Annotated in this window: 22 protein-coding genes; 6 read left to right on the top strand and 16 right to left on the bottom strand. The window is 58.9% G+C overall.

The genetic code is table 11. From position 1 onward, the window contains the following. Nucleotides 1–40: 40 nt before the first annotated feature. Nucleotides 41–658: a nucleoid occlusion factor SlmA gene (slmA, locus tag NAT21_RS12520; protein WP_250938898.1), complete on the top strand. Its 618-nt coding sequence runs from the start codon at nt 41–43 to the stop codon at nt 656–658. Here slmA and NAT21_RS12515 read toward each other — a convergent pair. From NAT21_RS12515 to ftsY, 5 genes are all read right to left on the bottom strand, one after another. Continuing rightward, nucleotides 655–2388 carry a putative bifunctional diguanylate cyclase/phosphodiesterase gene (locus tag NAT21_RS12515; protein ID WP_250938896.1) on the bottom strand — a complete coding sequence of 578 codons (1734 nt, stop codon included), beginning with the start codon at nt 2386–2388 and terminating at the stop codon, nt 655–657. The two genes, slmA and NAT21_RS12515, sit on opposite strands and share 4 nt — an antisense overlap. A gap of 220 nt (nt 2389–2608) precedes the next feature. Further along, a complete protein-coding gene (gene rpoH, locus NAT21_RS12510; RefSeq protein ID WP_250938894.1) occupies nt 2609–3478 on the bottom strand; it encodes an RNA polymerase sigma factor RpoH in 870 nt (289 codons plus the stop codon). A 127-nt stretch (nt 3479–3605) separates the two neighbouring features. Beyond that, nucleotides 3606–4577 carry a permease-like cell division protein FtsX gene (ftsX, locus tag NAT21_RS12505; RefSeq protein WP_250938892.1) on the bottom strand — a complete coding sequence of 324 codons (972 nt, stop codon included), beginning with the start codon at nt 4575–4577 and terminating at the stop codon, nt 3606–3608. Continuing rightward, nucleotides 4574–5242, bottom strand: coding sequence for a cell division ATP-binding protein FtsE (ftsE, locus tag NAT21_RS12500; protein WP_250938890.1), 669 nt, complete (start codon nt 5240–5242; stop codon nt 4574–4576). Before ftsE ends, ftsX begins: the two co-directional genes overlap by 4 nt. Before the next feature lie 3 nt (nt 5243–5245). Continuing rightward, nucleotides 5246–6727 (bottom strand): signal recognition particle-docking protein FtsY, encoded by a 1482-nt coding sequence (gene ftsY / locus NAT21_RS12495; RefSeq protein ID WP_250938889.1) that lies wholly within the window; start codon nt 6725–6727, stop codon nt 5246–5248. Between the two features lie 162 nt (nt 6728–6889). Here ftsY and rsmD point away from each other — a divergent pair, with 162 nt between their 5' ends. Next, entirely contained in the window at nt 6890–7498 is a 609-nt protein-coding gene (gene rsmD, locus NAT21_RS12490; RefSeq protein WP_250938887.1) for a 16S rRNA (guanine(966)-N(2))-methyltransferase RsmD, read from the top strand. 69 nt (nt 7499–7567) lie between these two features. Further along, nucleotides 7568–7768, top strand: a complete 201-nt coding sequence (locus NAT21_RS12485) for a cell division protein ZapB (protein ID WP_250938886.1) — start codon at nt 7568–7570, stop codon at nt 7766–7768. Nucleotides 7769–7794: 26 nt separating this feature from the next. Here the strand turns inward: NAT21_RS12485 and NAT21_RS12480 are convergent, their stop codons facing one another. The 7 genes from NAT21_RS12480 to prfB all read right to left on the bottom strand — a co-directional run bounded on the left by NAT21_RS12480 (nt 7795) and on the right by prfB (nt 14078). Continuing rightward, the gene (locus NAT21_RS12480; RefSeq protein ID WP_250938885.1) at nt 7795–8274 is read right to left on the bottom strand and encodes a GNAT family N-acetyltransferase; all 480 of its coding nucleotides are present in this window, start codon (nt 8272–8274) and stop codon (nt 7795–7797) included. Then, nucleotides 8271–9107 carry a hypothetical protein gene (locus tag NAT21_RS12475; protein ID WP_250938884.1) on the bottom strand — a complete coding sequence of 279 codons (837 nt, stop codon included), beginning with the start codon at nt 9105–9107 and terminating at the stop codon, nt 8271–8273. Before NAT21_RS12475 ends, NAT21_RS12480 begins: the two co-directional genes overlap by 4 nt. Before the next feature lie 9 nt (nt 9108–9116). Beyond that, nucleotides 9117–9425 (bottom strand): BolA family protein, encoded by a 309-nt coding sequence (locus tag NAT21_RS12470; RefSeq protein WP_250938883.1) that lies wholly within the window; start codon nt 9423–9425, stop codon nt 9117–9119. 57 nt (nt 9426–9482) lie between these two features. Then, on the bottom strand, nt 9483–10871 hold the full coding sequence (locus NAT21_RS12465) for an MFS transporter (RefSeq protein WP_250938882.1): 1389 nt from the start codon (nt 10869–10871) through the stop codon (nt 9483–9485). Between the two features lie 38 nt (nt 10872–10909). After that, nucleotides 10910–11296, bottom strand: a complete 387-nt coding sequence (locus NAT21_RS12460; protein ID WP_250938881.1) for a hypothetical protein — start codon at nt 11294–11296, stop codon at nt 10910–10912. A 138-nt stretch (nt 11297–11434) separates the two neighbouring features. After that, entirely contained in the window at nt 11435–12949 is a 1515-nt protein-coding gene (lysS, locus tag NAT21_RS12455; RefSeq protein ID WP_250938880.1) for a lysine--tRNA ligase, read from the bottom strand. A 30-nt stretch (nt 12950–12979) separates the two neighbouring features. Beyond that, nucleotides 12980–14078 (bottom strand): peptide chain release factor 2 gene (gene prfB / locus NAT21_RS12450; RefSeq protein ID WP_250938879.1). Its coding sequence is split into 2 segments (ribosomal slippage): nt 12980–14002 and nt 14004–14078, totalling 1098 coding nucleotides; the frame shifts between segments, so codons are not numbered across the junction. 175 nt (nt 14079–14253) lie between these two features. Here prfB and NAT21_RS12445 point away from each other — a divergent pair. Further along, nucleotides 14254–15837 carry a peptide ABC transporter substrate-binding protein gene (locus NAT21_RS12445; protein WP_250938877.1) on the top strand — a complete coding sequence of 528 codons (1584 nt, stop codon included), beginning with the start codon at nt 14254–14256 and terminating at the stop codon, nt 15835–15837. A gap of 43 nt (nt 15838–15880) precedes the next feature. Here the strand turns inward: NAT21_RS12445 and NAT21_RS12440 are convergent, their stop codons facing one another. From NAT21_RS12440 to NAT21_RS12425, 4 genes are read right to left on the bottom strand one after another with little or no spacing between them, the layout of a single operon-like run. Continuing rightward, entirely contained in the window at nt 15881–16762 is an 882-nt protein-coding gene (locus NAT21_RS12440; RefSeq protein WP_250938876.1) for a transglutaminase family protein, read from the bottom strand. A 3-nt stretch (nt 16763–16765) separates the two neighbouring features. Next, complete coding sequence (locus NAT21_RS12435; RefSeq protein ID WP_250938875.1) at nt 16766–19258, bottom strand: circularly permuted type 2 ATP-grasp protein; 2493 nt, start codon at nt 19256–19258, stop codon at nt 16766–16768. Between the two features lie 56 nt (nt 19259–19314). Beyond that, nucleotides 19315–20250, bottom strand: coding sequence for an alpha-E domain-containing protein (locus NAT21_RS12430; RefSeq protein ID WP_250938874.1), 936 nt, complete (start codon nt 20248–20250; stop codon nt 19315–19317). Between the two features lie 3 nt (nt 20251–20253). Next, entirely contained in the window at nt 20254–21708 is a 1455-nt protein-coding gene (locus NAT21_RS12425) for a circularly permuted type 2 ATP-grasp protein (RefSeq protein ID WP_250938873.1), read from the bottom strand. A 402-nt stretch (nt 21709–22110) separates the two neighbouring features. On the opposite strand from NAT21_RS12425, the gene NAT21_RS12420 reads away from it, so the two are divergent. Then, nucleotides 22111–23697 (top strand): peptide ABC transporter substrate-binding protein, encoded by a 1587-nt coding sequence (locus NAT21_RS12420; protein ID WP_250938872.1) that lies wholly within the window; start codon nt 22111–22113, stop codon nt 23695–23697. Between the two features lie 5 nt (nt 23698–23702). After that, a complete protein-coding gene (locus tag NAT21_RS12415; RefSeq protein ID WP_250938871.1) occupies nt 23703–24617 on the top strand; it encodes a C40 family peptidase in 915 nt (304 codons plus the stop codon). Nucleotides 24618–24645 lie beyond the last annotated feature (28 nt).

Genomic DNA, 24645 nt, shown 5'->3' with positions numbered 1-24645 from the left:
CCGAACACCCCTCCATTTTACGCCAGGGAATGTACGCGCTATGGCTCCGACAAAAAAAGGCGCCGCCCGCCGGGAACAGATACTCCAGGCGCTGGCAGGCATGCTTGAGGGCGACAGTAACCAACGGATAACGACCGCCGAGCTGGCCCGGGAAGTGGGGTTTTCGGAGGCTGCGCTTTATCGCCATTTTCCCAGCAAGGCAAAGATGTTCGATGCCCTGCTCGACTATATCGATGAAGTACTGTTTGAGCGCATCAACCTTATCGCCCGTGAGGCAGAGGATATAACGCAGCGCTGCCACCATATCCTGACGCTGGTGTTGAACTTCGCTGAAAAAAATCGCGGGATGTGCCGCTTGTTGACAGGAGAGGTACTGACCGGCGAGCTGGCGCGTTTGCGCCCGCGAGTGCAACAGATCTTCGAGCGCATGGAAACCCAGTTGAAACACCTGCTGAGAACCGCCCGGGCAACAGATGACATCGCATTACCGATGACCGCCAGTGCCAGTGCCCACCTGATGATGGTCACGGTGGAAGGCCGAATCAGTCGTTACTCCCGCAGCCAGTTCAGACACCGCCCCTGTGAACACTGGAATGAGCAGTGGGATGTGCTTGCACAGGCACTTTTCCACGCACCACGAGCCCACATGGCGCTTTAGCGCTGTTGTGCAATGGCTTGTCGGCAGGCCATGAATTCGTCTGCCGGCATGGCGACACCAAACAGATACCCCTGAAGCGTGCGGCACTGGTGGTCTCGCAGATAATGCCATTGCCGCCTGCTTTCAACGCCCTCGACAATCACGTCAAGATCCAGAGCAAGCGCCATGCTGATAATGGCCGTGATGACTCCACGTTCCTGCAATCGGTCCGGCACACCATCCACAAATCGCTTGTCAATTTTCAGACGATCCAGTGGCAGGGAAGCAAGATAGGCCAGCGACGAGTACCCCGTCCCGAAATCGTCCAGCGCAATGGCAATGCCCCGCTCGCGAAGGGTCTGAAGAATGGTATGGCTCAGCGCCAGGTCATGCATCAGCTGTGTTTCAGTAACCTCCAGCTCAAGTCGCGAGGGTGCCAGATCATGCCTGTCGAGCAGACGCTCAACCTCTTCAATCAGGGCCGGGGTCAACTGCAGGGCCGACACATTGACCGACACACGCGGCATATAAAACCCGACGCGATCCCAGTCCACCAGTTGCTGACACACGCACTCAAGACTCCAGCGCCCCAGAGCATTGATCAACCCCATTTCCTCGGCAAGAGGAATGAACGAATCCGGTGGTACATTTCCAAGCTCCGGATGGCGCCAGCGCATCAGTGATTCGGCGCCCACCATTTGCCCTGAGCAGGCATCGACCTGAACCTGGTAATATACTTCCATTTCATTACGAGCCAGTGCATCCCGCAACGCCTGCTCCATGGGCAGGCGACAGGTCTCCATATGGGAAAGGTCCGCCTCGAACTCGCCACTAATCTGGTTATTGGCGCGCGCATACTGAAGCGCCAGTCTGGCCTGACGAATGAGCACATCAGCGCTGCACGAACTGGCCTGGGCCAGACCAATACTGATATCAATGGCCAGAAACTGGCCGGCAATCTGATAGGCAGGTTTCAGGACGGTCAAAAGACGAGCCATTGTTTCATGCTGGCGATCGGCATCCGGAACGAATACGGCAAACTCATCTGCCCCCATGCGAGCCATGACAGAAGACTCACTGACGCACTGGCTGAGCCGTTGAGCCACCTGATGGAGCAGTTCATCACCGGCCTGGTGCCCCAGCTCATTGTTGATCGACGAATACCGGACAATATCAAGATAAAAAAGCGCGCCCTCGCCTCGCTCAGCAAACTGCTCAAGGTGGTTGATAAAGGGTAAACGCTGCCATAGCCCTGTCACGGCATCATGATCCACGACATAGGCCAGATGCTGTTGAACACGCTGGTGAGAGGTCATGTCCAGCAACAGGCCTTCACGAAACAGCCGCCCGCGCTCATTGATGACAACGCCGCGATCCAGCACCCAGGTCTGAGGGTGATGGCGACCGATACCGGGCTTGAGTCGATACAGAACTTCATGACGCTGCCCTTCAGACACCGCATGCGCCAGCTCACCTCGCCAGCGACAAAGGTCATCCGGATGAATCAATACATCAAAGGGGGTCTGATCGGCCAGCAGCTCATCCAGCTGGCCGTCAATCAATTCACGCGCACCGTGGCTCATGAAAAGCAGGGTATTGGAAGAGGCATCCGTGCGGTATACGCCGCCAGGCAGATTATCAATGATGGCTGCAGAGAGTGTTTCCCGCTGACTATCGGCATGAAGCGCAGATCGACGAGGTATCGCAGAGCACAGGCTGCCCATGTGATGGCACAATCTGGACCATCTCATTGCCACATACTGAAATGGCGATGATTTGCTTACCTTGCGCTGCGTCGATTTCACCAGAAGTTATGCCTCTACCAATCAGGAAATACATAGTATTGCCCTTGATTACATAACATACTTGGCTGAACGGCTTATCGCTGACTTTTGAACAAAAAATTACATTGAATACGTAAAAAGCCCGGCACGCGCAACAGTCGGGCCGGGCTCGTGAAGCGTTTGGCGATCAGGCTGCTTCGGCGTCTTCTGCCATGAAAGCCTTGAGCTTTTTCATGGCATTCTTTTCAAGCTGACGTATTCGTTCGGCAGATACCTCATAGGTTTCGGCCAGCTCATGCAGGGTAGCCTTTTGCTCCGCCAGCCAACGCTGCTGAAGGATATCCCGCGAACGCTCGTCCAGACGTGCCAGTGCCGATGCAAGCCGACGAGAGGAGTCCTCTTCCCAGTCGGTACTTTCCAGCATGGATGCCGGATTGGTCGCCGTATCTTCAAGATAATTGGCCGGCGCATGCCAGGTCTGCTCTTCATCATCGCTGGGTGATGCATCAAAGCCTGCATCATGTGCTGAAAGACGGTTTTCCATCTCACGCACTACACCCGGTTTGACGTTCAGATCCTCGGCAATGGCATCCACTTCATCATTGTTCAGCCAGGCCAGACGTTTCTTGGCGCTGCGAAGATTGAAAAACAGCTTCCGCTGCGCCTTGGTAGTGGCCACCTTGACGATGCGCCAGTTACGCAGGACAAACTCATGAATCTCTGCCTTGATCCAGTGCACCGCAAACGATACCAGACGCACACCCTGTGCCGGATCGAATCGCTTGACGGCCTTCATCAGGCCGACATTACCTTCCTGAATCAGGTCGGCCTGAGGCAGGCCATACCCGGAATAACTCCGTGCGATGTACACGACAAAGCGCAGATGTGACATGACCAGCTGGCGCGCAGCGCCAAGATCACCTTCATCATGCAGGCGCACTGCCAGAGAATGCTCTTCTTCTGCCGACAATACCGGAATGCCATTGACGATCTGTATATACCCGTTCAGGTCATTGCCCGGCGACAGATTCCCGATAGGCTGAAGACTATTACTCATATGCACTGGGTCTCCCCGTTGCCTTTTATTACGTTACCCATTAGAGGACAACATTTGAATAAGGTTCCCTTGACTCTCCAGTATAGCGTACCCATGTCATAGTGCGACAGCACCGATTCGTGCATGCCTAGCGCGGTCGCATTCGGGCCAGGTGCCGTCCTACCGCAATCCATGCGCCAAGCCAGCCAAGCACGGTACTGCATACAAGCAGCAGCAGTGAGCCCTCGAACCCCAGCCCGGGAAGCTCCCAGTCGGTACCATAACTGCTCGCCAGTGCAGACAGCGGTGAAGAGAGCCACCCCATACCGACCGCCAGCAGCACCAGTGCCAGCATCCCTCCCCCAAGCCCCAGCCAGGCACCGCTGTAAAGAAAGGGGCGACGGACAAAGGCATGTGTTGCACCAATCAGCGTAACCACTTCAATTTCATCACGTCGATTTTCGACCGCCAGACGAATCGTGTTGCCAACGATAAGCAGAACCCCCAGTGCAAACAGTGCGCCAAAGGCCAGCACGATACGCTGGCCCAACCGGGTAAGCTGCTTGAGACGCTCAAGCCACTGCATGTCGGCGCTGGCTTCATCAACCCCGTTTACCTGGCGCAATTGCATGGCCAGTGCTGCTACGGCCTCTGGCGTGCGAGTAACAGGCTGAACCACCAGAGAGGCAGGCAGCGGATTATGATCCAGCCCCTGCAGGGCATCCCCCAGATCAAGGGATGCCTGAAACTGGTGCAATCCCTCCGCAGCGGTGATCAGCTCTACACGTCCCACATCAGCGCGCTGACGCACCTTGTCGGCCACTTCCCGAGCAGATGCCTCTTCAAGCGAGGGTGACAGATACACGGTCAACTGCGCGGTATCCTCGAGATTACGATCCAGCACCTGGGCGCCTCCCAGCAACAGCCACAGGGTTGCCGGCAGTACCAGGGCCACGGCAATCGCAAACAACGTCATCAGGGTACCCAGGGGACGCTGACGCAAGCGGATCAGACTGTCGCGTGCAACCTGTCGATGATGCGCCTGCCACGCACGGCGCTGCTGCAGAAAGGAAGGCGCCTGCTGATTGGCGCCACGCCGTGAAGACATTCGTTCACTCATGATCCATTCTCGTCTGCGATCAGCCGACCATCCTTGAGTCTTAATACCCGATGCCTGAGCCGGGCAATCAGTGCCAGATCATGACTGGCAATCAACACGGTAGTGCCAATGCGGTTGAAATCCTCGAACAGGCGCATGATATCGGCAGAAAGCTGGGGATCCAGGTTACCGGTCGGCTCATCCGCCAGCAGCAATGCCGGCTTGTGAACCACGGCCCGTGCGATACCGATACGCTGCTGCTCACCGCCGGACAGCTCAATCGGCAATGCTCGCTCCCGATGAAGCAACCCGACCTTGTCAAGCGCAGCCCGAACCCGGCGAGCAACATCCGAGGCCGGCATTCCCTGAATCAACAATGGCAACGCCACATTGTCAAAGACCGTACGATCAAACAGCAGCTGATGGTTCTGGAATACCACGCCGATCTGGCGGCGATAAAAGGGAATGCGGACGCTTCCCAGTTGCCCCAGATCATGACCTGCAACAACAATACGACCACGAGAGGGACGCTCAAGGCAGGTCAGCAACTTCAATACCGAGCTTTTCCCTGCTCCGGAATGCCCGGTGAGAAACACCATCTCCCCTCGAGACAGGCGAAAATTAACATCCGCCAATGCCTCGAAACGGCCTCCATAACGCTTCCCTACGTGTTCGAAGGCAATCATCGGCTATGACTCGCGATCATCTTGAGTAAACAGGGCCTGCACAAAATCGTCAGCCTTGAAGGGACGAAGGTCATCCAGACTTTCACCCACCCCGATGTAACGGATCGGGATACCCAACTGTTTCGCCAGCGCAAAGATAACCCCACCCTTGGCCGTGCCATCGAGCTTGGTCAGCGTAATTCCGGTTACCGGAATGGCCTCATTGAAGGTTTCAGCCTGACTGATGGCGTTCTGCCCCGTTCCGGCATCCAGCACCAGCATGACTTCATGCGGCGCCGTGGCATCAAGCTTGGCCATGACACGTTGCACTTTCTTGAGCTCTTCCATCAGATGAGACTTGTTGTGCAACCGGCCGGCCGTGTCGGCAATCAGAACATCCACGCCCCGCGCCTTCGCCGCCGCCACACCGTCATAAATCACCGATGCACTGTCAGCACCGGTATGCTGAGCGATGACCGGCACACTGTTGCGCTCCCCCCAGACCTTGAGCTGCTCTACGGCGGCGGCACGGAATGTATCACCGGCCGCCAGCATGACGCTGCGCCCCTGGGCCTGATAGCGCCTGGTCAACTTGCCGATGGTTGTGGTCTTGCCTACCCCATTGACTCCGACCATCAGAATAACAAACGGCCCCTGCCCCTTTTCAGGCAGGCGGAGCGGCCGGGCCACCGGCGTCAGAACGGTAGTCAGCTCCTCCTGCAGCGCCTTGTACAGGTTTTCGGCATCATTGAGCTCCCGGCGCGACACCCGCTCGGAAAGGTTATCCATGATCTCGGTCGTTGCCTCGATACCCACATCGGCCATCAAAAGCCGTGTTTCGAGCTCTTCCAGGAGATCATCGTCAATCTGCTTCTTGCCGAGCAGCAGCGTCGCAAGCCCCCCGGTCAGGTTGCTGCGGGTCTTGCCCAGTCCCTGACGCACACGCGAGAACCAGCCCTTGCGCTCGACGGTTTCGGAAGGATCAGCTTCCATGGCCGTTTCGACTGGATCAAACATGGCCGGCAGGTCATCCACTCGGGGAGATGACGACACGACCGGCGCGGGTTCGGGAGCAGGTTCCGGTTCCGGTTCCGGTTCCGGTTCCGGTTCCGAAACAGGCTGCTCCGGGACCTCAGGAGGTGACAAGGCTTCATCACCCTTTTCGGGAGCTATTCGAGCATGATGTTCGGGCTCCCTGACCGGCGGGGCTTCGACGGGCGGCTCTTCCACCGGTGGCGTTTCCACCGGGGGCTCAGGCTCGTCGATGGCCGGGGGGGCAGATTCATCAGGCGCAGGTGACCTGGCATCCTTCAGCGCCTCTTCCCATGACGTGTCATGGTGCCGCGCTGCGGGTGATGCAACGGTATCATCCTTCCGGACGCTGTCGTGGGCAGGCTCCTCGCTGGACTGCTCGGCAGCCTCGGCGTCACGTTGCGCCTGATCCTGAACATCCTGCTCGTGCTGTTCCTGCTGCTTTTGTTTCTTGCGTTTGAAAAAACCGAACATGTTGGCTGTATCTTTTGTTGACGACCCGTCACACCTTAGCCCTGAACCGGCCGCGCTGCCCTGCCGGCTGGCCTGACGAAGTCCGAAAATTCCGATCGGGGGCTCCCGACACATGCCTGCTCATCCTACCACTCCCGTCACGCGACGGGTACAATCCACGCCATGACAAGACGCCGACCCCCAACCTCCTCTTCACGCACCAAACGCCCCCCAGGCAAGCTTCGCCTGATTGGCGGTATTCATCGTCGCCGACAGTTGCCGGTGCCAGATCGCCCCGGCCTGAGACCCACCCCGGATCGCGTACGCGAAACCCTGTTTAACTGGCTAGGCAGCTCCGTACATGGTGCCAGGGTACTGGATGCCTTTGCAGGCACAGGCGCACTGGGGCTCGAGGCACTCTCGCGAGGCGCCACTACGCTTTCCTTCATCGAACAGGACCGCATTGCAGCCGATCAACTGGCTGATAATCTGGCAACGCTGAGTGCTACGGCCACCCTGTTGCGCCAGGATGCCCTGATAGCGCTTGCCACTGCGCCTGCAGCGCCGTTTGACATCATCTTTCTGGACCCGCCCTTCAACCGTGATCTGGCCGCACCCAGCTGTAGCCTGCTGGAGCAACAGGGCTGGCTGGCATCAGAAGCATGGATCTATCTCGAGACGGAAGCCACCCTGCTTCCCGAGGTGCCTGCCACCTGGCGGCTACACCGTGAAGCACGCGCCGGAGAGAGCCACGCAAGGCTTTACCGCCGTTCAGCTCTTGCCGAGACCTGAGTGGGCGCGTAGTCTTTCGACCGACGCGGTGCGTCAGGGTGAAAAAGGACGACCAGGAGACGTGAACGAATGAGTAATGAATTGTTTGACAAGCTGGAACAGAAAGTCAGCACGGCCGTTGATACGATCGAGATGCTGCGTATGGAAGTTGAAGAACTGCGTCAGGAAAACGAGCAGCTCAAGAACGAACGTACACAGTGGGAAAGTCGTCTTAACGGCATTCTGGCACGCTTCAGCGATTTAACTGATGACGCCAGCCAGGCATCCTGATATCCGGCCCCATCAAACGCCGCGAGTCAGGCCGATGTCGTATCTGTGAGCAGCGGGTACGACATCAGTACAGCATCCTCGCGCTGCCCTCCGGCGCAGGGATAATACCCGGGACGCACGCCGTCGCGAACAAACCCCATCCCTTCATACAATGAAATGGCCGCCTGATTGCCGGCTCTGACCTCCAGCAGCAACCGCTCCTTGCCCAGCGCCGCGGACCGGGTTATTGCCGTCTGAACAAGCAGTCGGGCAATGCCCTGCCGGCGCACATCGGGCGCCACCATGATCAGTTCAAGTTCTGCATCAAAGGGCTGCCAGCCCAGCACGACAACCCCTGCCAGCACCTCATCCTGCCACATACCACACAGTAGGTTATCCGGACTTCCCAGCCCACGCAGAAACTGAACCCGGGACCAGCCGCCCTGGTGACTCAGTCTGTCGAGCGTAACCAACGCATCAAGTGCATCCAGTGTCAGAGGCTGAATCATGTCTTCATGCAATATCATGCCGCGCCGGATGCCTCCCCGTGCCACCAGGTGTGCCATTCGGCCAGCCGTGGCCAGAGGCGACGCTTCTGCGTCCATTCACCCAGCATGTCCTCCAGGGCAGGCCCCTGCCAGACGGGCAGGCCGAGAAGGTGGCTTTCGCCGTCCTCGATCTTCAGGACGGATGCCACCTGCTCATCCTGACCAAACACCATAACGCGCTCGGGTACCCAGCCACGCCCCCTGCGTCCTGAAAGAAAGGCCTTCACCCCCTCGCGCGCTTCATCAAGCGGTGCCGGACTGGGCAGCCCTTCAATCATTGGCCAGCCCAGCTGCTCAAAGACCGGCCAGTGCCCTGGCGTAATGCGACAGGCCACCAGCAATGCCTTCAACAGCGCCTGAGCCTCCGTACCGAGTGCCCGACCAGGCACCACCACCAGCCAGCGCCCTTCCAGTGCCGCTACCGCCCATGTAAAGCGCACTTCCTGAGGCACGGTATCCACCACCGGGTCAGCAGCGGATGACTCAACTTCCCGAGCAGCAGCCGGCCTTTCTGCAGATGCAGGCGAGCTGTCCGTCGATGTTCGAATATCGTCCAGCAGCGCGCGCGCCGATACTACCGACTCGGCCGTAGCACTGTCCGGCGGAGTTGTCGCAGCAGCAGATTCAGATACCGGCGCGGCCGCATCACGCAACGCCGCCATTCCGCGGGTGCCCGGCTGCGGCGCAACAGCCGGCTTTTCAGGCCAGTCGCACACTGGGGTCGGCATCGCATGGGGCAGTTGATAGCGCGCTTCCCACATCGGCAGCCCCATCGCCTCAAGGTACTGGCGGCGGTAAAATTCAGAAACCATGCAGAATGCTTACTCGCCGCCGCCAAGGCAGTTGGGTGAGTCAGGTCGCGTTTTACCTCGAGCCTCCCATTCTTCCGGCGTATACAGGTGCAGGGCCAGCGCATGCACCGGCCCGGCAAGCTCGTCGGCCAGCATGCCGTAGATACGCTGATGACGCTTGACCTGACTGAACTGCTCAAAGGCCGCCGAGACCAGCGTGACCTTGAAGTGGGTTTCTGAATTGGGCGGCACGCTGTGCTTGTGGCTTTCGTTCTCGACCTTCAATACGGAAGGGTCAAGTTCAGCCAGCTTCTGTTCAATAATCTCTTGAATGCTCATGGATCACCTCTTGTTGTCACGTTCAATCAACATCACTGCGAGGCATCCCTGCCCGTCTTATTCGCGCGGGGCCCTGAGCCGCAGGGCACTCAGTACCAGCGCGATTACAGCACTTGCAACCGCCACTCGAAGGGCCAGCACTACAGGCTCGCCACCGGCCATCGCCAGCAGGCCACCCGACAGCGCCAGCGCGACCAGCGCCGCCCCCAGGGATTGCCCGAAGGTTCTGACACTCGCCATCACTCCCGCAGCAGTACCACTGAACTGGCGCGGCAGGCTACCCATCAGTTCCCGATTATTCGGTGATTGATAAAATCCGAAGCCCAGCCCGCAAAGTGCTGTCCGCCATGCCACGTCGAGCCAGCCGGCGCCGGATTCAAGCAGGGCCAGTGAGATAACGCCCAGAATAAAGATCATCATGCCGATGGTACAGATCAGCGGCGGCGAAAAACGGTCAGCCAGTCGCCCGGCCCGAGGGGCGGAGAGCATGATCGCCAACGGCCAAGGGGTAAACAGCAATGCCGAGGCCAGTGGAGAATACCCCAGGGCGCCCTGCAGCAGAAAAGGCACGCTCAAGAACGCGCTGGCCTGCCCCACCCAGGCAAAGAATGAAGTAACCGCCGCCATCGAAAAGCGGCTGGATCTGAAAATATCCAGCGGTAACAGCGGATTGTCGAATCGCTGCTGGCGGCGAATAAACAGCACTGCGGACACGACCCCCAGCACAAGCCACAGCATCCACCGGCTTCCCTCTGCCGAGCGAAGCTCATCCACACCGACCACCAGACCACCGAACATCAGTCCGGACCACACCGCGCCCCAGCCATCAAACGCTATCCTGCTTCCCGGAGTCACGGGCAGGTACCGCCATGTAAGCACCAGCGCGACCATCCCCACGGGTACATTGATCAAAAAGAGCAGCGGCCAGTCACCAACCGCCAGCAGCAATCCACCAAGCGTTGGCCCGGTAGCTATACCGGTGGCAACAATCATGGCCGAAAACCCCATGGCGCTTCCCAGCAATCGCGAGGGAAAGACCATCCGATAAAGCGCCGGGCCGAGGCTCATCATGGCAGCGGCACCCAGCCCCTGAAAGCAGCGAAAAAACACCAGCCATGACAGGGAGGGCGACCAGGCACATCCCAGCGATGTCACGATGAACACCACCAGACCGGAAATATAAATGCGCCGCGCCCCAATACGGTAGCTGAGCGCAGCAAAGGTCAGAATCGCGCAGGCACCGGCAAGCTGGTAGATATTGACGACCCAGATCGCATCCGACGACGAGATGGACAGGGCATCGGCAATGGTTGGCAAGGCCACATTGACGATGTTGGTATCGAGAACGGCCATGAGAGAGCACAGCATGAGTGCTGCCATGGCCATCGCGCGTGGTTTGGGGGGGTAGCCGTCATCGTCGTGACGGGAAGAAAGCAGATGCTTCACGTAATACCGTTTCTCATTTGCGTTCAGGGAACGGTATCCTAGTCATCTTCCTCGCTGGATACAAAGTCTTCGCCCATCTCATCGCTGTCAAGCGGCGTATCTGCCTCAAGATCCAGCGCCAGATAGCTCAACTGATACTGAATGAATTCCTGAAACAGCGCCCAGTTGCGTGGAGCGGGCCATTGCTGCGCATCCTCTTCCCAGGCACTCAGCTCATTCTCGAGAATATCGCTGTACCGCTCGCGTACATAGGCATGCAGCGCATCTTCGGTATCCATCTCGGGAATCAGATAAACCGTGCTTTCCTGCTCAATGTCCTTGAGCATCAGATCGTCATCGCCGTCGGTGGCTTCCAGCGAGTTGATCCAGTCAACAAAGGCCTGCGTCGGGCTGACACTCAGGGCGGAACGATTCACCAGTTTCATGGTGCTCTCCTTGTCAGGTCATGCACGTAAGTGACGCCCATTATGCGCGCTCGACCGGGCGGCGTCCAAGGCCATCAACGTAAACAGGGCAGCCATTTACGGACTGCCCTGCTGAAACTACTGCGCGCCCACGCCCTTTCAGCCCTGGCGAGGCCGCATGGCGGGGAACAGAAGCACATCCCGGATCGAAGGCGCATCGGCCAGGAACATGACCAGACGGTCTATGCCAATGCCCTCGCCTGCTGTCGGCGGCATGCCATATTCGAGTGCCTGAACGTAATCGGCATCGTAATACATTGCCTCGACATCTCCGGCATCCTTCTCTGCCACCTGCGCCTGAAAGCGCTCGGCCTGGTCCTCGGCATCGTTGAGCTCGGAGAAACCGTTGGCAATCTCGCGCCCGGCAATAAAGAACTCGAACCGGTCGGTCACGAAGGGGTCGGCATCGCTGCGACGTGCCAGCGGGCTGACCTCGGCCGGGTACTCGGTAATGAAGGTTGGCCGGTCCAGCCGGTGCTCGGCCACTTCCTCGAAGATTTCCGTCTGAAGCTTGCCCAGCCCCCAGCCGGTCTTGACCTCGATACCCAGCCGCCCGGCCAGCGCGCTGGCCGCCTCAAACGAGGCCAGGTCCGCCTCGGTAATATTCTCGCCATAGCGAATGATCGATTCACGCATGCTCATGCGATCAAACGGCTCGGCCAGGTCATAGGACGTGCCCTGATACTCGACCGTGGTTGACCCCAGCACCTGTTGCGCAACATCCCGCAACAGGGTTTCGGTCAGATCGATCAGTGCCGTGTAATCGGCATAGGCCCAGTAGAATTCAAGCATGGTGAATTCGGGGTTGTGCCGAGTGGAAAGCCCTTCGTTACGGAAATTGCGGTTGATTTCAAAGACCCGCTCAAACCCGCCGACCACCAGCCGCTTGAGATAAAGCTCGGGCGCAATACGCAGATACATGTCGATATCAAGCGCATTGTGATGCGTAATGAACGGACGCGCCGTGGCACCGCCAGGAATGGGCTGCAGCATCGGCGTTTCCACTTCCATGAAGGCCCGCTCGTTGAAAAAGCGGCGAATGGCAGCGATCACACCCGCGCGAATACGGAAGGTATCCCGCACTTCGGGATTCATGATCAGGTCAACGTAGCGCTGGCGATAGCGCGCCTCCTGATCGGTCAGGCCGTGAAACTTGTCCGGCAACGGGCGCAGGCTCTTGGTCAGAAGGCGCGCCTCCTTCATCATCACGTACAAGTCGCCCTTGCCGGACTTGTGCACCGGCCCGTGGCCATAGACGATGTCGCCGATATCCCAGCCCTTGATGTCATCAAGTACGTCGGCCGGAAGGCCCTTCTTGTCGACATACAGCTGAATCTGGCCGGAAACATCCTGAATCACGATGAACGGGCCGCGCTTTCGCATGATGCGTCCGGCAACCTTTGCGTGACGATCCCGCTCCTCCAGTGCCGGCTTGTCGAGTTCACCGAGCTCGGCCTGCAGGTCAGCCGCCAGATCCTCACGATCGATATCGTTCGGAAAGGCGCTGCGGCCGGTGGCAGCCGCCTGTTCACGGCGCGCGGTCAGCTTGGCGCGGCGCTCTGCGATCAGGTGATTGTCATCCTGGCCGTCGAGTGATGTGTCCTGTTCTGACATGGTCTATCCTATGATGAGCGAAACGCCGGCTTACAGCCCCTGCTTGAGGCTTGCCACGATAAATTGATCCAGATCGCCGTCGAGCACCTTTTCGCAGTTGCTCGACTGCACATTGGTCCGAAGGTCCTTGATGCGCTGGTCATCCAGTACATAGGAACGAATCTGGCTGCCCCAGCCGATATCGGACTTGCTGTCTTCCGCTTCCTGCTTCGCCTCGTTGCGCTTTTGCATTTCGAGTTCCCACAGTTTCGCCTTCAGCTGTTTCATGGCGAAGTCACGGTTGGCATGCTGGCTGCGCTGGTTCTGGCATGACACCACGATGCCGGACGGCTCGTGGGTAATACGCACGGCGGAATCGGTGGTATTGACGTGCTGGCCCCCGGCGCCGCTGGAGCGGTAGGTATCGACACGCAGGTCCGAGGGATTGATATCCACCTCGAAGCTGTCATCGACTTCCGGGGACAGGAATACGGAAGCAAACGAGGTATGACGGCGACCACCGGAGTCGAACGGGCTCTTGCGCACCAGACGATGCACCCCGGTTTCGGTCCGCAGCCAGCCAAAGGCATATTCACCCTGGATGTGGATCGTGGCCGACTTGATCCCGGCGACTTCACCGGCAGACAGCTCGACGATTTCAGCGGTAAAGCCATGGTGCTCGGCCCATCGCAGGTACATGCGCAGCAGGATGTTGCCCCAGTCCTGCGCTTCGGTACCACCGGAGCCGGCCTGGATATCAAGGTAGGCGTTGTTCGGATCCATTTCGCCGGAGAACATGCGCCGAAACTCGAGCTTCTCAAGCTGATCATCAAGGCGAGCCAGTTCGGCCTTGACCTCTTCAACGGTGTCCTCGTCATCTTCCATGACAGCCAGCTCGAGCAGTTCCTCGTTGTCTGTCACGCCCTGGGTCAACGCATCAAGGGTCGATACCACGTTATCGAGCTGGGACCGCTCGCGCCCCAGTTTCTGGGCGTAGTCCGGATCATTCCAGACATTGGGGTTTTCCAGTTCGCGGGTTACCTCTTCCAGCCGGTCCTTCTTCTCGGCATAGTCAAAGATACCCCCTCAGGACGTCTGTCCGCTCGGACAGGTCCTTGAGTGTCAGATGAATCGGGTTGAGCTCTTGCATGAATGATCTCTTGTGATGACAGACGCACCCGGGCAGCCCCGTGTGCAAAACGTCCATTGTAGCCAACCCCGATGCAGTACGTCATCCGCTGCGATAACAACGCCACGACTCGAAAAGCATCGCAGAATAGGCTTATATAAGCAGCATAACTCTATCAGCACGCAAGGAAGCCACCATGCAGCCACGCACGTTTTATCGCGCCACCGCCCTCACCCTCGGGCTGGGCGCGGCCCCGTTTGCCTTCGCCGATACCCTGAATGTAGGCATCAGTGGCGATCCGGCCTCACTGGACCCGGCCAAGATTACCGGTGGAGTCTGGGAAGAAGATATTCTGCGGGATATCTATGAGGGGCTGGTCTCGGTCAGTTCAGAGGGGGACATCATTCCAGGCGTTGCCGAAAGCTGGAACGTCAGCGATGACGGTACGATATGGACATTCACGCTGCGTGGTGACGCCAGGTGGTCAGACGGCACGCCGGTGACCGCCAACGATTTCGTGGCCGGACTACGCCATCAGCTCGACCCGAAAACCGCGGCAAACTATGCCCAGCGCCTGTATCCGATCAAGAATGCCCAGGCCATCAACGGCGGAAAAATGCCGGTAGACCAGCTTGGCGCCACCGCCAGCAAGGATGGTCGCACGCTGACCATTACTCTCAATGAACCCACGGCCTACTTCTTCAAGTCGCTGGTGCTGCCGATCGGCTATCCGATTCCGGCACATCTGGTGAAGGAGTACGGCGACACATGGAGTGATATTGGTCATATCGTGACCAACGGTGCCTTCACCCCCACCAAATGGGTCTCGCACTCCGAGCTGACCACCGTCAAGAACACGCATTTTCACGATGCCGATGCCGTCAGCCTCGACGGAGTTGATTACTTCCCGATGGAAGACAAGAACGCCGGCATCCAGCGCTTCCGGGCCGGCGAGCTGGATATTCTGCGTGACTTCCCGGCGTCCCGATATCAGTGGCTCAAAAAGAACCTTCCTCAGGCCACCCACCTCTTTCCGTCGCTGGGCACCTACTACTACGTCTATAACCTGAAAGACGGCTCTCCGGTCACGGACGTGCGCGTGCGCAAGGCACTGAGCCTTGCCATCAACCGGAAAGTGATCGCCGAAAAACTGCTGGATGGCGCCGTAACGCCGGCCACCACACTGGTACCGCCGGGCACCGCACATTACAACGCACAATCCCAGCCGGGCCTGGATGCCCCCTATGAAGAGCGTCTCGATACCGCCAGAGCACTGATGAAGGAAGCCGGCTACGGCCCCGACCATCCCCTGAGACTGACCCTTCGCTACAACTCGGGCGACGAGCACAAGCGCATTGCAGTTGCAGTGGCGGCCATGTGGAAGCCTCTCGGCGTCAATGCCGAGCTTCGCAATACGGAAGCCAACGTGCACTACGCCGACCTGATGGCAGGCAATTTTGAAGTGGCTCGCGCCGCCTGGATCTCAAGCATTGATGATGCACAGAACTTTCTGCAGCTTCTGCTGCAAAAATCCAATAACTACGGAAACTATCAAAACACCGAATACCAGTCGCTGATGGCCAGGTCGGATACCGAGCAGGACGCTGACGCGCGTGAGAGCCTGATGGAGCGCGCCGAGAAACTGGCCCTGGCGGAGTACCCCCTGACGCCGATCTATACCTACAGTTCGCGCAATCTGGTAACGCCTGACCTCGACGGCTGGAACAACAATGCACTCGACATTCACCCTTCCCGCTGGATGTCACTGAAGGATAAGTAAAATATCCTTCTGCGGGCCGGCCTGTCACGGACCGGCCTTTTTTTCAGTGCGAGAGCGGCATGACATCGACTTCAACGATCAGCTCATGGGCGCCGCCGCCACTCATCAGCCCCTTCAGGGGCACCACGTCCGCGTAATCGCGCCCGAAGGCTACGGTAACATGGCGCTCACCAGGCACCATGTTGTTGGTAGGATCAAAATCAACCCACCCCACCACGGGATCAAATACGCTGAACCAGGCATGTGAGGCATCAGCCCCGATCATGCGCGGCTGACCCGGCGGTGGCACGGTTTCAAGATAGCCACTGACGTAACTGGCCGGAATGCCCATCGAACGCAATGCACTGATCGCCAGCTGAGCAAAGTCCTGGCATACCCCCCGCTTTTGCCGCAGCACGGTGTGCACGGGCGTTGCCAGTGTCGTAAAGCCCGGGTCATATCTGAACTCGTTGAAAATGCGGTGGCACAGCCGCCAGGCGCCTTCCAGCACCGGCATTCCCGGCGCAAAGACATCCTGAGCGAACGCCTTGAGCACCGGGTCCACCGGGGTCATTCGCGTCGGCGTACGGAGTAGTCGTGCCTGCAGCCCTCGGGCATCTCGAGCCGTCTCGAGCCAGACCAGCAGCGTCTCCCATGGCATGGACTCCCCCAGACGATCTTCTGTCGGGCGCGGCAACACCTCAACCTCACTGACGACGCTGACGCTCAGGGCATCATGCAGCTCGTTGACGTGAAAAAAAACATGCCGATTGCCAAAGAAATCCAGCCGCTGCTCCATGGTACCGGGCATCGGCGAGACATCCATGTGCGATGAATCCACCCTTTGCCAGGGCAGAGCCCGCGGGGACATGCACCCCAGGTTGTAACAGTTGGCGACATCCAGTCCATAGCGGTATCGCGTCAGATGGCTGATTCGATAACGCATGGCTCACCCCTCGTACCGGTCAATGGGCCGGGGAATATCAGTATGATTGAAATAGGCCAGCGTAATCGCATCCGACAGCTGAGCCAGCAGTGTCTGCACCCGGCGCATCAGCTCGACAAGCGGCTCGGCAGGCTCTCCCTGCTCGTTCATCAGCTCATCGGTATCCACCAGCTGCAGGATGGACACCAGTTCAACCATCAGACGCTGCTCAGCGTTAAGGCCCGGCATGTTGGAATCCCGCTCAGGCAGATCATGCACCTGACGCCGCAACCGCTTGCACTGATACCCCACCGACCTGGGAGTGCCCTCATCCAGCAGCAGCAGATCGATGATCGCTATCGGGTGCAGTTCAGAGCGGTACCGGCGACGATAGGTCATCAGGGTATCCGCCATGCGAAGCACAACCTCCATCAGCATCGCAGGCGGTACCGGGTGAGTCACGAACACCTTTTCAAGCATGGCGGTGGTCTTGAGGGCGCGCTCAAGATGCTGACCGATATCCATGAAACGCAGCGTCTGCGTGCGGCTCATGGTTTCATTGTTAAGGCCGTAAATGGCGGACTGCAGCAAAATGACGTTGTCCAGGGCACGTACCATCCGGGAGGTGGAGCCCTGCGCCGGAAAGCTGTTCATTGCATTCTGCAGGCGCTCCAGCACATACCAGGTATCCTCGCTGAAATACTCCCGCACCGACTGGGCGTTCATGATCAGAGACTGCATCAGTGATAACAGCCCGTCCGGGCGGTCGCGATCAAACAGACTGACCAGCTGGGCGATCACCTCATCTTCCGAAGCGGTAGGCGTGAAGTGACCACCGTTGATCGTGCAGGCAAATTCCACCATGGGAGACAGCACTCGCACCTGGTCTTCACGGGCCACGGTACTGACCAGCGGCAACGCTGCCCTGAGCGCTCGGCAGGCCAGATTGAGCCGCTCGCTGTAGCGCCCCATCCAGAACAGATGATCCGCTACCCGGCTGGGTAGCAGACCCGCCTTGCGTGACAGGCGCACCCGGCTCATGGCGCTTTGCAGGAGACTGATGCGCTGTTCGATCTCACTGGGCAGCCAGACATCCTTGCCCACGAAAGGGGCGTCCAGTCCGTGCTGCAGCTCGAGCGCATCCTCACCGCACCGGGCCAGCCCGCCGGGCAACACCATATCGCCCTGCTCGCCGAACAGCACAAAGCTGCGAAGCACTGCATGCCGGGACTGCAGCGTACTGTCCTGCCAGACCGGCACCGTACTCAGGGGCAGGGCCTGACGTGCCACGTACCGCCCCGGATCGGCCTGCAGCCGTGCCAGCCATTCCATGCGCTCGTCGCTATCAAGCAGCCCCACGGCCACGGGCGCGCCCGGGACTACCAGGTCATGGAGAATCACATCATCAAGCCGTCCCATGACCGTTGCCAGCGAGGTCGGCTCACCGCACCACCAGGCCGGAACGGTCGGTAACAACAGCGGTTCTCCCAGCAGGGCCGCGCATGACTCGGCCATGAACGGCAGTAGTGCACCACTGTCAATCACCCCGACTCCCGGGGGGTTACAGCAGACCAGCAGGCCCTGACGAATGGCCTGCAACAGACCGGCACTGCCGATCCCGTCGCCATCAAGCTCCAGCGGATCACTCAACGCATCCGGCAGATACCGCATCAGACCATCCATCGGCTGCAGGCCACTCAAGGTCTTGAGCCACAGCCGACCGTCCTTGTACATCAGGTCGGAGCCATGAACGAGTGCAATATCCAGGTAGTTGGCCAGAAAGGCGTGTTCGAGGTACTGCTGGTCCCGATAGTTGCGAGTCAGCAGCCCGATCAGGGGCTCGGCGGTATAGGCCCCGGCCGGTGCCAGAGTCTTTTGAAGCTGTTTGAAAAAGCCGGCCAGCCGCCGTTTTTGAAAGCGACCGGACAGCTCGGGTACGACCTGGGTCAGGGCCAGACGATTCTCGAGAGCATACCCCAGACCGCCAGGCGACAGCGTGCTGTCACCATAGGCACACCAACGGCCCTGCGCATCCCGCCCGACATCACAATTAAGCTGAACCAGCCACTCGCTGTCTTCATCCAGAAGCTCATGGCACGGCAGCATGTACCCGGCATTGCGAAACAACATGTCGGGGGGCAATACACCTTCCTTCAATAATCGCTGCTCACCGTAAAGGTCCCGCAAGACAGCAGACAGCACCTGTCTGCGCTGCACCAGACCGGCCTCGAGCGTTTGCCAGTCAGTGGCATCCATAACCCAGGGAAGCAGGTCGAGGCTACGGTGCTGTTCGAAACGAGGGTTGAACGCTGCGCCGTATTCCCGCAGCTGATCCTTCATGTCGGTAGAAAGATTATCGAGTGTGTCTGCATCCTGGCCTGCCAGCCATCCCAGTATGCTGGTCCAGTCCGATGCATCGCCGCAGGACACCCATTCATCCCTGCCCCCGACCCCAGCCTCATAGGCCTGTCGAAGACGTGTCAGTGTATCGAGGCAGACGCCGGCATCATCACTCATTACGTGTTCTCAATGGAGGGAGGCAGGCGCGCAGAACAGGCACGCGTGCCTGTCCGTTACGCCACGGATAACCTGAGTGCATCAGACATCAATACCGTGTGAATGTCATTCAATCCGGATTGCAGGGTATCGATCAGGGCATGCAGTCCCTCAACATCGAGAACGGCCAGGTCCTGATCGTCCATCTGCCGGCGCAGCGCCTCCAGTGTCGCCAAGAGCGAATCGTTGTGGGGCAGAAAGGCAGCCTCTTCCCGTACCCTGTCCAGGCAATAACTGATCGATCGCGGAAAGACGCGGCAGGACATCAGAAAATCGATCACATCCGACCGCTCATCCTCTCGAGTCACATAACGCTGGTAGGACTCAACACCCCCCAGGGCGTTGAGTACCGCATGCCACTGAATGCCTCGCTGCCCCCTCGGGCCCGATGCCGGCAGCAGTTGATGCAGAATCAGAATATCCATGATTCGTGAGGTCATGTCCGCCCGCTCAAGCAACCGACCGATGTTGAAGAGATGATAGGCATCATCGCGAAGCATGGTGCCATCCATGACCCCGATGACCATCTGACAGCGACGAATCACTTCCACCATCAGGGTATAGCGCTTGTGCCGGTTGGAGGCATGCAGGCACTGCTCCTGCATGAAAAGGTTAAGCCCGTTGAGCTCCTCCCATATATCCCGCGGGATCACCTCACGCACGCAGCGGGCATTGAAGCGTAGCTGCGAGCAGGAATAACGAATGGAGGCGGTGCTGTTTTCCGCCGCAATCAGACAATGCATCACGGCACGTTCGCTGGCGCTGTGTTCCTCCTTGATGAACCGCTCACTGTCCTCACCCAGCACATCCACCAGCACCGGCCAGCTGAAGCCGGTATCCCGGTGTGAATCGATCAGAATATGGGTGGTGGCATTGATCAGGCGCGCCGTATCATCGATGCGTTCAAGATAACGTCCCATCCAGTACACATTTTCAGCCACTCTTGCCAGCATGGGTCAGCCCTCGTCGTTGATTATCCAGGTATCCTTGCTGCCGCCACCCTGTGAAGAGTTGACGACCAGCGAGCCGCGGCGCAGCGCGACACGACTCAGCCCGCCGGTGGTGCAGTAAAGCTCGGCGCCCTGAAGTACGAAGGGACGAAGGTCCAGATGCCGTGGCTCCAGCTGGCCATCGCACAAGGTAGGACTGGTGGACAGGTTAAGGGTCGGCTGGGCGATGAAGTTTCGCGGCGCAGCCTTGATCGCTTCGGCAAATTCAGCCCGCTCCTGCTCGGTAGAGCGCGGACCGATCAAAATGCCATACCCACCGGATTCATTGGCAGGCTTGACCACCAGAGAATCAAGATTGGCCAGCACATGCTCGCGCTCCTTGTCATCCATGCACAGGAACGTGGGAACGTTATCAATCAGTGGGGCTTCACCGAGGTAGTACTTGATGATCTCCGGCACGAACGCATAAATGACCTTGTCATCAGCCACACCGGAGCCCGGCGCGTTGGCAATGGCCACCCGACCGGCACGCCAGGCGCCCATCAGGCCGCGAACGCCCAGCACGGAATCCGGACGAAACACGTCCGGGTCAATGAACACGTCATCGACCCGACGATAAATGACATCCACCCGCCGATTGCCACGCAGGGTCTTCAGGTACACCGTGTCATTTTCAACCAGAAGGTCCGTGTTTTCGGCCAGATAACAGCCCATCTGCTGTGCCAGATAGCTGTGCTCGAAATAGGCCGAGTTATAGATACCCGGTGTCAGGATCACGATCACCGGCGTATCGTCCGGGCGGGGCGAAAGCGAGGCCAGCATGCTCCAGAGCTGGCGGGGATAATCATCCACCGGCGAGATGGTCGAACGGGCAAAAAGCTCCGGAAAGACGCGCTTCATGACCGTGCGGTTTTCCAGCATGAACGAGACCCCGGAAGGCACCCTCAGATTATCTTCCAGCACCAGAAACTGACCGGTCTCATCACGCACCAGATCCGTGCCGCAGATATGGGCCCACACGCCATGAGGCGGCGTAATACCCTGGCAGGGGGCGAGGAAGTTCCTTGATTCGTGAACCAGACTGGCGGGCACCACACCGGCCTTGAGGATACGCTGATCGTTGTACAGGTCATTGATGAACAGGTTCAGCGCTTCGAGACGCTGCTTGAGTCCATCGCTGGTACGTTTCCATAACCCGGAAGGGATGGTCCGAGGTACGACATCCAGCGGCCAGGACCTGTCGATGTTCTGACTGTCGGAGTAGACCGTAAAGGACACCCCCATCGCACGAATGGTGTCATCCAGTAACTGCTGCCGTTCGACCAGTGCCGACCCACCCTGCTCGGCGATGAACCGGGCAATCGGCAACGCATGCGGCCGAGGCGTTCCCCGTGTTTCCACCAGTTCATCAAAAAAACCGGCATAGGGTTCATACTGCTCCAATGCAAGTACATCAGACATACTGCGTACCCCCTGTAATGGCTCTCATGCCACGTTTTTGTTTTGTTCTGGACAAGAGCAGGCAGTGCCTCGAAGACCCGCGACCGGCAGGGCCTGTCAACCCGAAATACCGCGACGCTGAATCATTGCCTCCGACGGCCCGAAAATGCAGGCCGCCCTATTGATATATGCCATTTACAGCCACAGCGCCACGCCAATATCCCCCTGGAGCATGCTGAGTCCCAACCGCCGCCTCAGACGAAAACAGTAGAAAACACTTGTTTTTTAATGGCCGGTCCACTCGCCGCAGTAGACAATCCATCATTCCTGACGCTATGGTCAGCTTTGCTCTCAGCGACCTTCAGATGCTCAAAAAGGTCCGAACTGTCCTTATTACAACAAACAATACTGTCAGGATATTTCATGAAAAATTCTGTCCGGCTCATGGTTGCCACCCTGACCATGACGTCTGCCCTTGCCACTACCCCGGCACTGGCCCGCACCTTGAACATCGGCGCAATCGGCGAACTGGCCTCCTTTGATACCTCTCAGGTCTCCGGTGGCACATGGGAATCGGACATCCTGATGGATGTCTACGAAGGGCTGGTCAAGGAAAACCCGAGCGGTAAACTGCTGCCGGGCATGGCCACCTCCTGGGAAACCAGTGACGATGGTCTGACCTGGACATTTCACATGAGAGACGGCGCGAAGTGGTCCGACGGTACGCCGGTAACCGCCGACGACTTTGTCTTTGGCTGGCGCCACCTGCTCAACCCGGCCAACGCCTCCAAGTACGCCTATAACCTGTACCCGATCAAGAATGCCGAAGCCGTCAGCACCGGCAAGCAGCCGCTGGACGCTCTGGGCGTTGCCTCCCGCGATAACGGCAAGACGCTTGAGGTCACGCTTAACCAGCCAACCCCCTATTTCCTGCAGTTGATGGCTCACTACACCGCGTTTCCGCAGCCGAAGCATCTGGTGGAAAAGTACGGCAAGGACTGGACCGGGATGGAGCACATTGCCACCAACGGCGCCTTTCATCCGGTCCAGTGGGTCTCCCAGTCTCGCATCACGACCGAAAAGAACCCGGCCTATTACGATGTCAGCCAGGTGGCGCTTGATGGCGTCAATTACTTCACATCCGAAGACCGGAATGCCGGGATCTCCCGCTTTCGTTCAGGCCAGTTTGATGTCCTGCGGGAATATCCCTCCAACCGCTATCAGTGGCTGAAGGAAAACCTTCCCGATGCCACCCACATGAGCCCCATGCTGGGCAATTATTATTACGTCTTCAATCAGCGCAAGGGCGAGCCGACGGCAGACCCCAGAGTGCGTGAAGCCCTCAACCTGGCCATTCGCCGCGATGTGCTGGCCAAACAGATCATGGGCGGCACCTTCCTGCCGGCCTACGCCTTTGTACCACCGGGGGTGAACAACTACACCCGCCAGCCGCTAGCCTTCAAGGGCGAGCCCATGGCCGAGCGCATGAAACGTGCCAGGGCCCTGATGAAGGACGCCGGATACGGGCCGGACCACCCGCTAACGCTGAACCTGCGCTACAACTCAAGCGATGAACACAAGAAAATCGCGATTGCCGTGGCGGCGATGTGGAAGCCGCTGGGCGTTAAAACCCAGCTGCAACAGGCTGAAGCCACCGTGCACTACCAGGCCATTGCCGAAGGTGATTTTAACGTCGCCCGTGCCGCCTGGATTGCCGATTACGATGACGCCGAAAACTTCCTGAGTCTGCTGTCCACCGGGGCAGGCAACAACTATGGCGCCTACTCAAGCCCCGCCTTCGATGCGGACATGAAAAAAGCCGCCAACACCGCCGACCCGGCCGCTCGTGAAAAACTGCTCGAACACGCCGAAGCCATTGCCATGCAGGATAACGCCGTGGCACCGCTACTGTTTTACGTGACCCGCAACCTGGTCAATCCCGACCTTGAGGGCTGGGAAGACAACGTGAAGGATAACCACCCTTCACGCTGGGTAAGCTTCAAGGAATAAGCCGCGTGCGTATTGCGGTAACGCTGGCCAACCTGTGGGCCTCTCCCCGGGCTCCTCGCCCGGTGGACAGACGCTCGACAGCCCCTGCGCCGGACATGTCGGGCTGGCTTGATGACATGACCGATCAGGACCGGCTGGGCCTGTGCCAAGACAAGCGACTGGTCACCCAGGCCCTGTTCAACACCCCGGTGACCGTCCTCGCCCGCGAGGGAGAGTGGGCCAGAGTCAGGGTGCTGGATCAGCCAACCGGCGTACCAGCCCGCGGCTACCCGGGCTGGCTGCCCATGGCGCACCTCGCCACACCATCTCGCGAACAGGGGATGCCTTACCGAGTGACACGGGAGGGCGCGACGCTGGCGCTGGACAACGGCACGTTGCTGCCACTGCTGTTTCTGACCCGGCTCACGGTGCGCGACATGACCTCAGAGTCGGCTCACGTGGAGACACCGCTGGGGTCTGGCACCCTGCCGACCCGTGCACTGATGCGCCTGGACGATATTGACGACCATGGCCCTGACGCCCTTTTGCATCTGGCACGCTCGTTCATGGGCCTGCGCTATCTGTGGGCCGGTAACAGCCCGCTGGGGCTAGACTGCTCCGGCTTCACGCACACGGTATTTCTGGGCCGAAACATCAAAATTCCCCGCGACGCCTGCGACCAGGCACTCGGCGGCGACGCCATTACGCCAGGTCAGCAACGACCGGGGGATCTACTCTTCTTTGAACGCCCGGATCGAAAGGGAAACCTGCGGATTGATCACGTCGGCCTGTATCTCGGCGATGACACCCTGCTGCATGCGCCAACCAACAACGCCCATATCGAGTGTCAGCAGATTGAGGGCAGTCGATATGCCCGCGAGCTGGCTGTCGTACGACGCTACACTACCGGCAACGCCGCTTCCGGCTGCGATGCCCTTTGACTCGTTTATTACGTCAGGAGTAATCCCC

This window comes from Larsenimonas rhizosphaerae (assembly GCF_023700005.1).
Taxonomy (GTDB): Bacteria; Pseudomonadota; Gammaproteobacteria; order Pseudomonadales; family Halomonadaceae; genus Larsenimonas; species Larsenimonas rhizosphaerae.
The sequence above is the reverse complement of the archived record's forward strand: the minus strand, read 5'-3'. Positions and strand labels throughout refer to the sequence as shown.

What these genes read in the sequence shown, in the direction of transcription:
- slmA (WP_250938898.1), top strand. Translation starts at nt 41, where the DNA reads ATGGCTCCGACAAAAAAAGGCGCCGCCCGCCGGGAACAGATACTCCAG.
- NAT21_RS12515 (WP_250938896.1), bottom strand. Translation starts at nt 2,388, where the DNA reads ATGAGATGGTCCAGATTGTGCCATCACATGGGCAGCCTGTGCTCTGCG.
- rpoH (WP_250938894.1), bottom strand. Translation starts at nt 3,478, where the DNA reads ATGAGTAATAGTCTTCAGCCTATCGGGAATCTGTCGCCGGGCAATGAC.
- ftsX (WP_250938892.1), bottom strand. Translation starts at nt 4,577, where the DNA reads ATGAGTGAACGAATGTCTTCACGGCGTGGCGCCAATCAGCAGGCGCCT.
- ftsE (WP_250938890.1), bottom strand. Translation starts at nt 5,242, where the DNA reads ATGATTGCCTTCGAACACGTAGGGAAGCGTTATGGAGGCCGTTTCGAG.
- ftsY (WP_250938889.1), bottom strand. Translation starts at nt 6,727, where the DNA reads ATGTTCGGTTTTTTCAAACGCAAGAAACAAAAGCAGCAGGAACAGCAC.
- rsmD (WP_250938887.1), top strand. Translation starts at nt 6,890, where the DNA reads ATGACAAGACGCCGACCCCCAACCTCCTCTTCACGCACCAAACGCCCC.
- NAT21_RS12485 (WP_250938886.1), top strand. Translation starts at nt 7,568, where the DNA reads ATGAGTAATGAATTGTTTGACAAGCTGGAACAGAAAGTCAGCACGGCC.
- NAT21_RS12480 (WP_250938885.1), bottom strand. Translation starts at nt 8,274, where the DNA reads ATGATATTGCATGAAGACATGATTCAGCCTCTGACACTGGATGCACTT.
- NAT21_RS12475 (WP_250938884.1), bottom strand. Translation starts at nt 9,107, where the DNA reads ATGGTTTCTGAATTTTACCGCCGCCAGTACCTTGAGGCGATGGGGCTG.
- NAT21_RS12470 (WP_250938883.1), bottom strand. Translation starts at nt 9,425, where the DNA reads ATGAGCATTCAAGAGATTATTGAACAGAAGCTGGCTGAACTTGACCCT.
- NAT21_RS12460 (WP_250938881.1), bottom strand. Translation starts at nt 11,296, where the DNA reads ATGAAACTGGTGAATCGTTCCGCCCTGAGTGTCAGCCCGACGCAGGCC.
- lysS (WP_250938880.1), bottom strand. Translation starts at nt 12,949, where the DNA reads ATGTCAGAACAGGACACATCACTCGACGGCCAGGATGACAATCACCTG.
- NAT21_RS12445 (WP_250938877.1), top strand. Translation starts at nt 14,254, where the DNA reads ATGCAGCCACGCACGTTTTATCGCGCCACCGCCCTCACCCTCGGGCTG.
- NAT21_RS12440 (WP_250938876.1), bottom strand. Translation starts at nt 16,762, where the DNA reads ATGCGTTATCGAATCAGCCATCTGACGCGATACCGCTATGGACTGGAT.
- NAT21_RS12435 (WP_250938875.1), bottom strand. Translation starts at nt 19,258, where the DNA reads ATGAGTGATGATGCCGGCGTCTGCCTCGATACACTGACACGTCTTCGA.
- NAT21_RS12430 (WP_250938874.1), bottom strand. Translation starts at nt 20,250, where the DNA reads ATGCTGGCAAGAGTGGCTGAAAATGTGTACTGGATGGGACGTTATCTT.
- NAT21_RS12425 (WP_250938873.1), bottom strand. Translation starts at nt 21,708, where the DNA reads ATGTCTGATGTACTTGCATTGGAGCAGTATGAACCCTATGCCGGTTTT.
- NAT21_RS12420 (WP_250938872.1), top strand. Translation starts at nt 22,111, where the DNA reads ATGAAAAATTCTGTCCGGCTCATGGTTGCCACCCTGACCATGACGTCT.